Origin of the sequence: Ruminococcus sp. CAG:330 (genome assembly GCF_000437175.1) — a bacterium.
GTDB lineage: Bacteria > Bacillota > Clostridia > Oscillospirales > Ruminococcaceae > Ruminococcus_C.
The window spans coordinates 1-14,876 of the sequence record NZ_FR898057.1 but is presented as its reverse complement, the minus strand read 5'-3'; the positions used below and the strand labels follow the sequence as shown (position 1 = coordinate 14,876).

General features: G+C 51.4%; 9 protein-coding genes. All 9 read right to left on the bottom strand.

Going from position 1 to position 14,876, the window contains the following annotated elements; translation table 11 throughout:
• Positions 1 to 875, bottom strand: an 875-nt coding sequence (locus QZL66_RS06720; RefSeq protein WP_293601917.1) for a hypothetical protein, incomplete at its 3' end; no start/stop codon positions are given.
• 38 nt (positions 876 to 913) lie between these two features.
• Complete coding sequence (locus QZL66_RS06715; RefSeq protein ID WP_022410965.1) at positions 914 to 2,170, bottom strand: hypothetical protein; 1,257 nt, start codon at positions 2,168 to 2,170, stop codon at positions 914 to 916.
• A gap of 77 nt (positions 2,171 to 2,247) precedes the next feature.
• Positions 2,248 to 3,264: a GTPase family protein gene (locus QZL66_RS06710; RefSeq protein ID WP_022410964.1), complete on the bottom strand. Its 1,017-nt coding sequence runs from the start codon at positions 3,262 to 3,264 to the stop codon at positions 2,248 to 2,250.
• A 187-nt stretch (positions 3,265 to 3,451) separates the two neighbouring features.
• Positions 3,452 to 4,126: a GTPase family protein gene (locus QZL66_RS06705; protein ID WP_022410963.1), complete on the bottom strand. Its 675-nt coding sequence runs from the start codon at positions 4,124 to 4,126 to the stop codon at positions 3,452 to 3,454.
• A 1-nt stretch (position 4,127) separates the two neighbouring features.
• Positions 4,128 to 4,442: a hypothetical protein gene (locus QZL66_RS06700; protein ID WP_022410962.1), complete on the bottom strand. Its 315-nt coding sequence runs from the start codon at positions 4,440 to 4,442 to the stop codon at positions 4,128 to 4,130.
• 11 nt (positions 4,443 to 4,453) lie between these two features.
• Positions 4,454 to 5,326 (bottom strand): hypothetical protein, encoded by an 873-nt coding sequence (locus QZL66_RS06695; RefSeq protein WP_022410961.1) that lies wholly within the window; start codon positions 5,324 to 5,326, stop codon positions 4,454 to 4,456.
• A gap of 19 nt (positions 5,327 to 5,345) precedes the next feature.
• Positions 5,346 to 5,816, bottom strand: a complete 471-nt coding sequence (locus QZL66_RS06690) for a hypothetical protein (RefSeq protein WP_022410960.1) — start codon at positions 5,814 to 5,816, stop codon at positions 5,346 to 5,348.
• A 197-nt stretch (positions 5,817 to 6,013) separates the two neighbouring features.
• Complete coding sequence (locus tag QZL66_RS06685; protein WP_022410959.1) at positions 6,014 to 13,471, bottom strand: InlB B-repeat-containing protein; 7,458 nt, start codon at positions 13,469 to 13,471, stop codon at positions 6,014 to 6,016.
• A gap of 207 nt (positions 13,472 to 13,678) precedes the next feature.
• Positions 13,679 to 14,416 carry a TetR/AcrR family transcriptional regulator gene (locus QZL66_RS06680; RefSeq protein ID WP_022410958.1) on the bottom strand — a complete coding sequence of 246 codons (738 nt, stop codon included), beginning with the start codon at positions 14,414 to 14,416 and terminating at the stop codon, positions 13,679 to 13,681.
• Positions 14,417 to 14,876: the final 460 nt, after the last annotated feature.

Genomic DNA, 14,876 nt, shown 5'->3' with positions numbered 1-14,876 from the left:
TAGCTGTCCGCCGCCTGCCGCAGCCGGAGCACATTCTTACCGGAGAGAAACACCACATGATTGCCGGACTGAAATTCCCGTTTGATCTCCTCTGCAATCGGAAATGATGCCGTCCGCTTTGGCACACACGGCCGGAGAAAATAGTCCGGATCGGATTCCAGCAGATCGCATAGTGCATGAGCTATGGCAGAGAGCGTTTCCCACCGCTGCGCATTGCTGCGAACCGGCGCAAGTTCCTGAATCAGCTGACACACCAGCACAGAAAACCTGGGGTGATGGTTCGGAACAGCACCAGATGCCAATTCGAAGATATGGTCGGAGATTCTCGGCGCTCTGCCGAAAAACTGCCGGACCACCAAATTCCTGAGCTGGAAACAGAGGGGCGATTTTTCCGCCGAAACCACATCCAAATGCAGCACGTGCAGTGCCTCTGTACTCCCCTTTTCAAAAATGATGTCGTCCCATTCCACAACCGGCTCTTTTCCAAGCTCGGCGATCAGCTGCTTCATCCAGTCGCAGACCGCCGCAAGCTTCCGGCAAAACCGCATGTCGTCCTCCGTCTGCAAGACCTCATAGGAATAATACCGGCTCTCACCGCAGAGCACGCCGCCCTCCTCGTGAATCTCCACATAATCCGGCAGTGTATTCCCAGCAGAGGATGTGCGCCGCAGTTCCGCAAGTGTCCGGAGATTATTCAGGCATGCTGCCATGCGATGTTCCAGCACATGTTCCAGTCCGCGGATCACCTGAAACTGTCCGCCGCACCGCCGCACCAGATCGTCCGGCGCAAAGGCCGTGAAAAAGCGGTGGGAATCCGTGTAGATGGAATGGGTGTAGTGTCTGGAAATCTCCGTCATATTTGCAATGCCAAGCATCTGCTACTCCTTTCCTGCGGAAGCCATATGTACCGGATTCAGCTAAAAATTTCCCGAAAACAGTCCAGCGGAGAATAGCCATCCTCACTGCAAAATACGCACGTGAGGAACAGGCGGTCATAGGGATTTGCCGCATAGAGAACGGGAAATCCGCACTCCTCCAGCTGAAAGCTAACGTTCTCATAGAACATGTCGAACTCCATCGGATTCGATTCCACGCCAGCGTAGGTGTTGAAAAACATCAGCAGAATCAGGCACTTTCTCAGGATGTCACCGTTGGTGACCGCATCGTGGGCACACCGGCGGAACTGCTCCTTGGTGGGGAAATTCTCCCGAATGAGCACCTCCCAATCCTTTTTGGGTTTCAGCGCTTCGCTCCCGCCAAAAATCATCAGGAGGAGAAAATCAATGGAGTTTTTCTGCCGCCGATAACCAAGGGAATCCTTTTTCTCCCTATCATCTTTTTTGATGCCGTCCTCGATCTCGCCGGTGAAACACTGCATCTCCCGATTGCGGTACAGTTCATACTCCGCTTCCGCTTTTTCCTTTGCCTCTTCCAGCAAATCTGCAAAAGCTTCCTTTGCCCTGTGAAAATACACCTCATCCGGCAGAACGTTGTTGGCGATGTAAATGACGGCTTCAGATTGTATTTCGATCTCGCTGAGGGATTTTCCAAGGCGAACCGTCTCTCCGGAAAATGAGTGCAGCTCCGGCAAGGTGCGCTGCATCTCGGCGATCTGCACTTTCATTGCCTGCACTGTCTCCCACGGACACCGGTTTTTCAGGCACCAGTAGTAGATGCACTCATGGATGCTCCTGAAATTGAACGGCTGGGAATAGTATGCCTTTTGGAAAAATGCAGCCGACTGTTCCAGCGTCACATTCAGCGCAAACATCAGCTGAAACACCGATTCCCGTGACTTTTCAGAGTGATCCGGACTGCTCTCTCCGCTGAGCCATCTGCCAAGAGTCTTGTCTGTGATGACATCGTCTGTGCCGAGTCCCTGGAATGCCCTGCGCAAAAACGCTTTCATCTGCCGCAGCGCATCCTTATCCGTTCCTGTCGCACCCGTATAGCCGCAGTCCTGCATGAGTTTTCGCAGGCTGTCGCAGAACTGGCGGGCGATTTCCCTATCGGTCAGCATCGCCCCGCCAATTTTGCACGCCTGATAATCCGCATCCCCGACCGTCCCGCTTCCGGCAAAACCAAAGATCTTATCCTCTAAAATCTGCTCCGTATAGCTTCCGCTGTTTTCGTAGATGTCCGCCTCATAGGCTTCCGGTTTTTCCTTCATGGCAATCGCCTCCTGTGGATTCATTATATCACACAGAAGGCGATTTTTCAAGTCTTTGTCATTCTATGCCAATCCGATCATCTGTGGAACAATCCGCCAATGCCGCCGAGAATACCACCGAGAATACCGCCGACAATTTTGCCTACGGTTTCGCCAACCTTTTCGCCCACAGAGCCAAAGATGCTGCCAATTGCACCACCGATCTCTCCGCCACGGGCACTGCCGCTGGAAGCGCCCTCGCACACCGAGTCGATGAGCGAGTTCTTGATCTCCTCCTGATAGTTTTCCAGCTCGTCCGACTTCTTCCACATCTGTTCGTCGCAGTTGGCGTGCTGCGCCACCACCAGACGCTTCTTCGGCGGAATTGCCTTGAGGATGTACAGCATCAGCTTCGAGAGGTTATACGGCGGTGCCTGATCGATGCCCTCCTCCTTATATCCGGCGCTGTAGAAAATCGGATTGACTGTGATGCCGGTGTTTGTCTGAATACGCTCCCTGATGGAACGGACTTTATCGTTGAGGAATGCCGTGAGCACCTCGTCCGGACGGCAGTTCACGCTGTCCCAATGCTTGCCCTTCATGGCAACATCCGCCTGATTGACAGCGATCAGCAGCCGGTTATGGCGTTCCTCCCCCAGCGAGGGAATGATTACGTTCTCGATCAGTTCGTATGTCGTTCCCAAATCTCTGGTGCTTCCGTCCACAATGACCAGAACAAGGTCGATGAGCGCATTGCCGTTCGCATCTCTGCGGTGCAGCAGCTCCACGATTTTCTTGGAGTGCGCAATGTCCCGCTCCTTTCCGTCGCCAAGTCCCGGACTGTCAAAAATTCTCAGGTTGTCCAGCTGGTACTCCTGAATCTCCATGGTCTCCGGATCCACGCCGACACCAACCTTTGCCACCTCCATGTTAAACATTGCGTTGATCGTGGAGCTTTTTCCGCAGCCCGTTGGACCGGTGATCAGAATGTTGACAGGTTCTTCCTTTGCCCGCATGATGTTGGAGATCAGCTGACGCTTTGTGTCCTCCGGGATCTCGCTGCTTGCGTTGATGTTCTCTGCAAGTCCATCCAAAACATTTTTTTCGTTGCTCATTTTCAAAAATCCTTTCTCAGAGCTTGTGTTCATAGGAAATATATGCGGATTTTCGAGCAAATTTTTTTGCAGACAAGGCAAAAATTTGCAGGCATACTTTCGTATGGCAAGAATTTTTAACGCAGTATGCAACAAAATTTGCCGAAAAGACGTAGATAGACGCCTATGAACACGAGCTCTCATTATATTACGCTGAAATTTTTCGCGGGGAATCTGGCATATGATCGATGATCAGATCATACAGCTTATCGATGTGATAGCGGTATCTCGCCGAATAGTACACAGGTCTGCACAGGCGGATTCCCGTAGATTCGTAAATTCTCCGCTTCAGGGAATCGGCTCTTTCCTCCAGATATGCTTTAAGGACAGCATCCGGACAGTTGTGCCGGGCATCCCAGTGTCTGCCCTTCATGGCAAAATCCGCCTGATTCAGCGCCACCAGAATCCGATCTGCCGGAAGATTGCCACGCAGCACGTGCTCCATCAGATTCAGCGTTGTTCCGATGTCCCGTGTGCCGGCTTCGACAATGATCACTGCCATATCCAGAAAATAAAACCGCTCGTGATGCGTCCGCAAAAGCAGATCTGTGATCTTCTTGGCGTGTGCGACATCCCGCTGAATGCCGTCGCCCAAGCCCGGCGTATCCCAGAAACGCATCTGGTCGGTCAAGCTATAGGCTGACAGCTCCATGGTCTCCGGATCCACACCCTCTCCCACTTTGGCAACCACCTTGTCAAAGAAGCTGTTCAGCGTGGACGATTTTCCGGCACCCGTTGCGCCTGTCACCATCACATCCAGCGGATGAAAGCCGATCTTATGGATATGGTCCTCAATGTCCTCTCTGCGATAATTCTCGTACATTTCAGGCTGCCTTCTTTCTCTGTTTTTTGACAGGTCTGTGCCGTTCCGGAATCTGCACATCCTCGTGTTTCATTAAGTAACAGGTATTGGCACGAATCCGCTTCATAGCATTGAGCATGCCATGATCGTTATTCGCCCGCCGAAAATCAATGGCGACTTCATAGCGCACGCCATTCCGATAAAAGTTCCAGGTACCTCGTCGGTACTTCTGACGAAAAAGATAGTACTCTTTTCCCGATGCAATCATATAAAAAGCCACAAATCCCTTTTGGGAGGTGTTGCGGCACTCAATCCATGTGGTCTTTTGCGGTTTCATGATATTCCTCCTTAGAACTTCGAGCAGAGCGTTTTCAGCTCGTCTAATGTCTTTTGATAAACTGAATTCGGATTGCCGGTTTGTTCTATGATATACGTGGAAACCAGCACTTGCAGCTTCCGGGCAATTTGTGCGTATTCCAGACTGCGGTTCACTGCAAGGGACTTTTCCAAACCGTCTAAAAGTGTGCGCTCTTCGGTCAGAACGGTTTCCACACAGGCGATTTTTGCGCTAACACTGTGCAGTTCCGCAATCTTTCCGCTGACCTGTACCCGATAATCCCTGGCATCCTCCAGATATGCATCGGCAGATTCTTTTCGGGCGTCTGCCGAGGTTTTTCCTAAGAGCGAATCAAATGCCATGTCTAAGAAACCTTGGAATTGCATCTCCGGTGCGGAAAAATTGTTCTGAAATATCCCGCTAATGCCTGTGCTTTGCACAGAGAGTTTTGACCGAATCCCTTGCAGCAGCTTCCGCTTTCTCTGCTGGCTCTCCTCGATGTGTGCATTTAACGCTGCGATCTCCTGATTCACCTGTTCGCAGGCACGATTATACTTGGAGCGTTCCTGCTGTATGATTCTGTCCGCCTTCTCACGTTTTTCAAAAGAGGTCTGGTAGTCTTCGTTTCCTTTAAATACCATCTCCACAACGCCGTCCGTCATGATCTCTTTTGCCTCTTCCCTGGCATCGTCAATCGCCTGTACTGTCTGTACAAGCGGATTGCTGCTCTCACGGTTGCGCTCTTTCACACGCTCCGGCAAATCTATCGACGGGATCTTGCTCTCACTGATGATAAATTTACCAAGAGAACCGCCTCCGCCGCCCAAAAGTCCGCCGCCGAAAAGTCCGCCGCCAAAAATACCGCCTTTTCCAAAAAGTCCCATGATGATTTCCTCCTGTTTTTTAATTTCTATGGCTGTCGCCGAGATACTGTAGATTCTGACTGTCCTGCAACAGATATTGCAGGAAATACTTGACCAGAGTGGCGACTTCCGCATCGATTTTTTCCTTGGTCAATAAGCCGGAGAGCTGACTGATGATAGCCATCCGCTCCTCTTTCTTAATCAACAGCCTCCCCAGATACCGCTGGGTGTCCGCCTCGATCTGTGCGATCTGTATCCGAGCCAGCTGCCGTACCTTTTCCCGTTCGGTGCGCTGGATCTCCTGATTGACTGCCACATCCCGATAGGCATTGGTGCAGGCGGTGACGATTTGTCCCACATCCACTTTCAATGCGATCGGAACGGGCATACCGCCTGCCGCTGACATCGGCAAATCTGCAAGATCTGCACTCCGGGGCTTTTGTGCCGGAATGTCATCCAGCAGACTGCTCTCCGCAAACAGACCGCCGTCCAGTAATTCCAAATGGTCCATACGATTCCTCCTTTTCACAGCTTTGAGGGATGTTCCCCTGCTGTAAGTATATTGTACCGCAGGGCACGCATTTTGCTGTCAAAATGATGTCCGTTTTTTTGTGCAGCAAATATCTTCCGCAAAAAAATGCCCACAGGTTTCCCTGTGAGCATCTTTGAAATGATTGCGTTTACAATTCTCGCAGAATCTGCGGTAGGTTATTTGCCGAGGTACGCCTGCGCTGCTGCATCATACAGATAGAGCGCTTTCATCAGCGTTTTCAGATTCTGGCTCGCAGAATCGCTGCCGAGCACGGCACGGGCATAGCACATGGGGCTATACGCAATCCCGCAACCGCCGACCGTTCCGGTTCGTGTGACGCCAAGGCTTCCCGCCGGAATGTTCCGATCCTCGGTATAGTAGTATCCATCCTTTTCGATCAGACCATAACCGGTGAGATCCGTCCCCTCTGCCACCTTGAAATAGTGTCTGACCGTGGTTTCCGATTCCAGCAGCAGGCTGGAGCCATAATACGTGATGCCATCCGGAAGCGTTCCGCTCTTAGTCATGACATAGCCGGACAAGGTGTCCGCTGTGATGTTCTGCATCTCTGCCGTTTCCGCAAGAGCGTCGCCATCGAAATATGCCTTGGCATACTCGCCGTATTGCAGCATTGCCTGTGCCAGTGCGACACTCTCCGCAGAATATGCGTCCGGATGCTCCGTCATATATGCCACGTACTCCTCCACCGAGTAGGTGAAAGCGCCCATGAGCGTACCGTCCGAGCAGAAAATGCTGGCCTGAATCGGCTGCGACACATCCTTTGCAGCGACACTGCACGAGAAGACATGATATTCGCTGCCGTCCTGCGATCGGATCTCGCCCTCAGAAACCGGAAGCACACATTTCTCCCGACCGGGCAAGCGCAGTTCCAGATAAGCGCCCGCATCGTCCGCTACCTCCGGCGACAGGCTGAGGTAGAGGTGCACGCCAATGGTTCCGTCCAGAGTGATAGAGCTGCCCTGCAATCTGGCAACGCCGTTGGCGTAAACTTCGCCGTTCTGGTAGACCGCTGCACCGCCGAGCTTCGGATAATCGTCCTCGCCGATGGTCTGCCCCCAGATGTTTCCGTTCTCGCCCTGGGAGAGCAGATATGCGACCTCGCCGGAACGCATCTCTTCTCTGGTTTTTCCGGCAACCTGCTGGCTGTCAATCACATCCCCCAAAACATCGCTGTCATAGTAGCAGTTTTCAACCTGTATACTATCGCTGCAAATCGCAGAAATATCCGACGATTCAATGACTTTCAAAGTGCCAACACTACAGCAATTCCGAAACAAGCTTTCGCTGCTCTCATACAAGGCAATTCCATGATCTTCTTCGTCCAAACTCATAGGCAGAGGCGTGCTTTCATGCGTATATACGACGATACCAGCTGCCTCGTAATTTCCGGTGATTTTGCCACGGTTCATGCAGTTTTCGATGGTGCACTGAATGGCCTTCACGCAGATGCCGCCGACAGTTCCTCCCTGCAGCGTCGCCTGGTTTTCCACGCCGGAGATCACAGAATTCTGTGCACACCCTACAATACTGCCAATGCTGCTGCTGTATGACGCTGCAGCGAAATAGGAGTCCGCAATGGTGAGATTCTTGACCTCAGCGCCCTGAATCTCAGCGAACAGACCTGCATAACCCGGTACTTCATTGTACGCCTGATTGTTATAGTACAGGCCGCTGATGGAATGTCCCTGTCCGTCAAAGATACCGGTATAGGGACTGTCTTTTCCGATGGGAGTCCAGCCGATCATATCTCTGCCCACGCATGCCCCGTTGGAGTCCAGCACATTTTCGTTGACAGTGATGTCACAGGTCAGCACGGCATTTGCGCCAGTTTCGCCGCTGTCTACCAGCTTGGCAAATCCATACAGATGCGCCACATTGGAGATCTCATAGACGCCGTCCACGCAAGGCGGTGTCACACAGCCATAACCGCACACGGTACAGATTCCGTCTGCATCCAAAGTGTGCGCCTGCTTCTCCCCCTCCGGCATGTCACGGCACGATTCATTCTGGCAAACCTGCCAGTGCGATTCTTCGTCGTAAATATAGCTGTAGCAGTGCTCCAGTTCCCGAATCTCCCACATCGCAGCAATAGAACGGGTTGTGTCCTTCATGTGGAAAACATCATCCAATGCGAGAAACTGCTCCGGTTCATCACGCGTCGCATTGACACGCCAGCCGGCAAGGGTGTATTCCTCGTACATAGTATTCTCATGAGTCGGAACAGGGAAATCTGTGGCAACATTGTGGTCGCCAACCTGAAGCCGCCTTGTGACGTTCCGGCTGCCATCTTCGAAAATGCCATCATTGCCATAGAAGCGAACATCCGCTGCGGCAACTTCTGAAACCGGAGTCAGTGCGATTGGTTCTGTGGTCAAACTGATCTTGGCATTCTCGTCATTCAGATAATAGATATTGCCGCTGGCATCTTTCCAGCCGGCACAGCGCCACGTAAAGGAGCCGGATTCCTTATCTTTCAGAATCGGGAAATCACTGACGCTGTGTTCTCCAAGAGGAAGTATCACGCTGTGCGTGAAATTAAAATTCTCTTCCAGCGGCAGATTGCCCGTTCCGCTTTTGAAATCTTCGTAGGTGTCAAAGCTCAGTTCCAGTCCCGTCAGTTCCCACTGTGCGGTAAATGTCACATCATCCTTCGGCGAGAAAGTGAATTCCTCGTCCAGCGAGTGTATGATGTCCTCGGTATCACGGCTATCCTTCCAGCCAGTGACCTCGTAGCGATACCGCTTCGAGAAGTGATTTGACACCGGCGGCGGGATCAGATCGCCATATTTGTACGTTCCTGCCGGCATCCACATGCTTCCCGGCACCTCACTCGTGTAATCGCCATAGATCCAGTTGCCGGTTTTCAGCTTGGCATGCGCCTTGTACGACCAGTGGGCAGTCAGCGTCTTTCCCTGCTTGGAAACCACAAATTCGTCGTTTTCGATTTTGTCGCCGTTCTCATCGGTCCAGTAGTCCACGAAATATTTAACATCACCCTCTGCATCACGCCATGGTTTTGTATTGTAATACTTGGTGATTTCGCTGAGGGAGTAAGTGCCGTTATCCAGTTCCCTGGTAAACTCCATTTTTTGGGTTCCGTCAGTATTTCGGAAGTATCCGTTTTCACCCGCATTGAACGTGACAGTGTGTCCGTTATGCACTTCTCGAATGGTCATCGTTCTTTGATACCAAACGGTTTCGGCTTTCCCATTGGGATAATACGTATGCGTTGTCGTCGATGCCATCCACCGATAATAGAACACCGTATATCCCGTTTCCGGATCAACATATCTGGTAGTCTTGTAGAGATCTTCAATATAAGCGTCCAGTTTCAGATAATCCGAATACACACCCTCAAAGGAATAATGGTATCCGTCGGAGCCATCGCCTGTTGTGTTGTCCGTAATGAACGGCAGAACTTCATCCGGAAAGTCCAGCGGAATGGGCGATGCAATATCTTCAACATTGACCAGAAGCTTCTTTGTTTCGCAAACTGCCCGCAAGGTCATATCTTCCCGAACCACAACGCCATCCCTGGGGCCATAGTCAACAACGCCGTCATTGTTGGAATCCCATCCCACAAAGGAAGTGACCTCATCTGCGTTTTCCGACTGAAATACAGAATAATCAAAATCGCCCCACCAGTAGTACATCGTGTAATACATGCCCTGTGTAATCTTTGCACAGTAGCTGTCCAGCTCCTGTGTCACGCCGTCTACCGTTCTCTTGAGCTTCGTTCCCTCTGCGGGCAAATAGGTCAGATTCCGATAGACCTGACACTTCGGGCGGAAGTAACACTGTCTCTGAAGATACGACAAAGATTCGGTTTCATTGACACTCTGAAAACCATAGTAGCTATATGCCGAGCGTTCCCAGCCGAGGAACTCTGCATCTGCACTGGTCTGATCCAGTGCTTTCTGGAAACAGTCGACAGTGTCGCCGTCCAGAATGACCTTTTCCCCATCCAGCAATACGTTTTTCCCGTCAAAGGTGAATTGCTGCAGGCTCTTGGCACTGAAAGATGCCACCTCTACATAGTCTCTTTGAGCCGTGTCATACGCCTGTACGTGAACCCTGATATCAGGCTGTTCATAGATTCCCCGATATACCAGGCCATCCGTTGTCGCATTTGGAAATACAAAATTATTATTTTTATCCTTGCCAATGTCCGATATGCCGTCGCCGTCCACGTCCCATCCTTCCAGATAACCTACGCTCTCAATAAAATAGGCGTTGTCCGGTGTCGTGATCGGCGAATCAAACTTCATGGTAGAAGATGCGGAATATTCCTCGCCATCTTTTCCGTAGATAAATGTGACATTGCAATCGTTATAGCTTGCAGCATAGGTCTGCGTAAATGTGCTCTCCGGATTATAGTGGGTTTTCTTTCCGGTTTCTTCTGCCTTAAGATCATTGAAATATTCTTCGATCTGATTTTGCACCTGCTGTTCTGTTCCCTGATATATTTTCAATGACCGGCTGGGATCTTCTCCCATAGTGCTCCACTGATAATAATAGTTTTTCGGATCATCCGACAGCGCAGATATTGCCGACACATCCGTGCCCGCTGCATTGTCGTGGCCATCCCACTGTTTCAGCGCCGGTGTATTCAGGGCTGTCTCCGGCACAACCGGAATGTCGCCGGCAGCGCAGACACGCATGTCACCCTTCCAGCATCCTGCCAAGCTGTCGTAGTAGACAAAGCTGACATAGAACTGCTTCTTCTCTGCGTTACGGTAGTAAGCGGTGTCCTCTGTGAGATACACATCTTTTAGCGCACGGTCCATATCCGCAAAGCTTGCGACGTTGGATTCTGTGTCGGTATACAGCGCATCCTCCATCTGGTAGATGTGATCGTAACCGCCATGATACATGCTAAAGCTGAAATAGCCGACGCTCTCTCCCATGCGCACTTCCTTGGAATCCATTTCCCGGAGCGTGCCGTCGGGGAATTTGAGGTAATAGACAGCACGGAACGTCTTGCTGAAATCCGCAATGGAGTTGACTGCCAAATTCGGGTCTGCCCAGTATAGCTTGGTGGTAATGCACACATAGCCCTCGTCGTTGCTCTTGGCAGCGGTGAGCATGGGCACACTGCAATACAGGTCGATGGTTGCGACTCTTGTCTTTTGCTTCGACTTGCTTGCGTCAATGCTCAGCTGCATATTGCTGAATTGAAACGAGGAATCCGAGATATGCGGATAGAATTTCCCAAGGCTGCTGAGGGGGATATTCTCCACCAGCTCACCGGTTTTGAGGTCTAAGCAGGTCGTGCTCAAACCGCACACATCAGTGATATCCGCACTGTTGGTGTGCATGAAGTACTCCGCATTTCCGGTACCATTGATGCCGCACGCCACATAGCGATTGCCGAGGGAGAGCAGCTTCCACTTCTCATCCAGCAGCGTCACACCTGCCTCCACATCAAAGGTCTGCGATCGGGCGATCAATCGAATTTCCAGATAGATGCCCATCTCCATATAGTAGCCGCCAGTCAGCGACTTGTTGACCTTGCTGGAATATTGCTGCGGCTTCGTGATCTCCAGACTCAGATAACCGTACACATCCACATACGTGCCCAGTTCCAGCGTGATTCCGACTTCTCCCAGTTTCCGGAGTCCGGTAAACGAGAGGGTCAGTTCGCCCTTTAAACCGGTTTTGATGCCCAGATAACCGCAGGCATCCAGATTATAGGCATAGCGGTTCGCACCCACCAGTTCATTTTTATAGGACTGGATGCCCTCTCCCGTCTTTCCGCGCATACCGATCTGTGTGGCATCCAGATAGCTGAAGTTGCTGGTAATGCCGGCAGAGAGGTCAAATTTCAGCACATAGTTCAAGCCCAGATGCACAGTGAAAATCGGGAACTCCGGAATGACATAGAAATCCTTTCCCACCAGCTCCACATCACACAGGTCGATATATCCGCCGTCTGCGCCGATCATCTGCTGATACTTCTGCACCATGTCGGCGGAGCTCAGGCTGCTGTTGATGCTGTCCGAGATGTCCGTCCAGTCACCGCCGTCTGTGCGCACCTGCACGCTGAAATCAAAGTTGCTTTGGGAGTACATGTTTGCAGCGTAGTCAAATGAGATCTTGCTGCCGTCCCACTCCTTATAGCCCTGCATGGTCACCTTGAGATATTCTGTGACATCCACCGCAGCTTTTACTGCAACGCCCTTGATCTCCCGTTCAAAGTTGATCTTGACACGCATGGCTGACCACTGGTTGTTGTTCGGGTCGCTTGCATCCACGCCGGGGAAATTCGGGTTGGAGGCGCTGTCACCGCTCCACGACACGCTGACGGTGATGTTATCCCCACGCACCGGAATCTTGACGCCCTTTTCATTTCCCATGCTGAGCCCGCTGCGGAACAAGAGGGAATTACCGTCTGCTGCCGAGGCGGAGAGGGAGTTGAGCAGGAGGTCATCCACCCGAACATCTCCATCTGCCATTTGCAGAAATGTGGCGTCGTCTGCAACGGCACAGGTCAGCAGGTCGGCGATCTGGTTCACGCCGGCGCTCTCGCTGATGCTCTTTTCCAGTTCCGCCGTGTCGATCATCTCTTTCGCCGGCACACTGTATTCTGCGTAGATGTCCACATCGTCAATGACATCGGCAAGCTCGCCGTCCTCTGCCGTCACGTAGTACCATGTGTCGCCGGATACCGGCTGACCGGCAACGGTCTTTGCAGAAAAAGTGCAGTCCACCGCCGTGGTCTTGAGGAACAGCGTGGCATCGTTGAACAGCTGTCCGAAAGTATCCTGATCTTCTCCGGCAGCGACCCATTCCGTGTAGCCGTCCAGCAGACAGATGGGCATGCCCTCCGTCAGGGTGTACGTATCACGCTGCGGAATGTACAGCGCATAGTCCGAGCCGTCCCGAATCACGCTGTCCCAGTCCAAATAGAGGATCTCGTTTTTCAGCACGACTGTTTCCGCATCCTCTTTGTGAATCCGCTGGGACAGTGAGGTGACCTCTCCTTCCTCTTCCGTAACGATAGAAGCGCCGTTGGAAGTCGAGAAATCATAGGTACAGCCCGCCTGATACACCTGTTCCGGTGTGATTTCGTATTTGCCGTCACCCAGCGAGGTTACCGTGAAACCGCTGGGCATAGTTCCCAGATAGGAGTCCACTGTGAGATACTCCCCCAGATTCTCCGCCGTGATCTCGTCATCGGACTGGAGAATGATGGATGCCGATGCATCGCAGTCCGGCACATAGGCCGACTCACTCTCATAGACCTCGTCGCTGTCCTCCTCATATGCTGCATACAGCATTGTGTTGGCATCGAATGCGTCATCCGAAAAGTAGGGCTGCGTCAGCGCCTCATCGTAATACCATCCGGTAAAATCGCTGTTCTCCCGATCAGCACAGGGGATGCTTTCCAGTGTGGTTCCCTTTTTCACCGCCATCGCCGGAATCTCGCTGCCGCCGTCGGTGTCAAAGGACACGGTAATGCGGTTCTTGGCTTCCTGATAACAGTGATAACCCACCAGTCCGCCTGCAACAGACACTGCCAGACAGAGCGTCATAACCGTCACCACGGCAGCTGTTCGCTTTTTATGCGCTGCGCCCCCCGGCGCATGTTGTTTTCCCAAATGTTTTTTCATCTCATTCACCTCTTGTTCATTTTGCATATGCTCCGCAGAATATCTTAGAGCTTGTGTTCATAGGAAATATATGCGGATTTTCGAGCAAATTTTTTTGCAGACAAGGCAAAAATTTGCAGGCATACTTTCGTATGGCAAGAATTTTTAACGCAGTATGCAACAAAATTTGCCGAAAAGACGTAGATAGACGCCTATGAACACGAGCTCTTATGAGAGCTTGCCTGCGTTGGTTCCCGTTTTCCCGGTTTCTTCGTCTGTTTTTTCTGTGAGAACGAAGTCATACTTCATCTCCAGTGCGGTAAACAGCTGCTGCATTACCATGTTGGCAATGGACGTGATGTCCATTTGCAGCACCTGTGAGATCACCGCATCCTGCTGTTCTTTCGGCACATTGTATGCGCTGAAGCTCATCCGCAGAAACCGCTGCAGTTTTCGTTTCAGCGTAAAATAACAGTCACACCTCCTCACCATATAGCCCCGCATCATGCCTGCGGTTCCAATTTCCAGTTCAAAAAAGTCCGCCTCGCTGCACTCCGGCAGATAGCTGCCGAAAATCCTGGATAGCTCCGCTGCCGTCTTATGATGGATGTACTCCGCGACCTGCGGGTGGGTATACGCCTCCACATAGATCTCCCGCAGATTCTCATTCAGCTCCGTCAGCGTCATCTGAATCGAGGTTTCCAGTGCATACAGGAAGATGGGATCGGTCGCCGTGCCGGCAAGCTGTCCTGCAATGTTGAACTGGTTGGAAAACATAAATTCTGTCAGTTCCAAAAGGATGCCATCCTTGGACTTGAAAATGTTATAAAATGTTCCGTTGGTCACATCCGCCAGCCGCAGAATCTCCGCATTGGTCGTCCGGCTGTACCCTTTCTCAATAAACAAACGCACACAGACCGAGAGAATCCTCCGCCTGGCGTCCTCCTTATCATATCTTCTCGACATGTTCTACACCACTTTCATATATAATTAGATCGCACTCTAATTATACCATATCAATTTTCAAAACGCAATACTTTTTTCAATTTTTTTGACATCCAGTCAGAAAAAATATGATTATTTTTGATTTATCAGGAAAGTTGAATAAAAATAATTCTAAAATGAAGTTGAATCATGTGCAAATTTGCATTTTAACATGAGAGGACTACACGGCACGCTCCGCTGTGAAATGACTGCAATGCGGAGATTGCCGTATCCCCCCACGGCACACACTTCGTTTTTCCGGAGGGCATGCTGAAAACCATGCGCCCCATTGGCTCCGGTCTTTTTGTGAAACTGGCGTTTCAGGCAGCCAGACAGGCACCGCAGGAATGCCGGAGAACCCGTTAGGACATTGAACGGCGCATGAGAAGCATCTTCACAGACATATCCCCATATCTGACGCAAAAGAGCACACCATTACTGG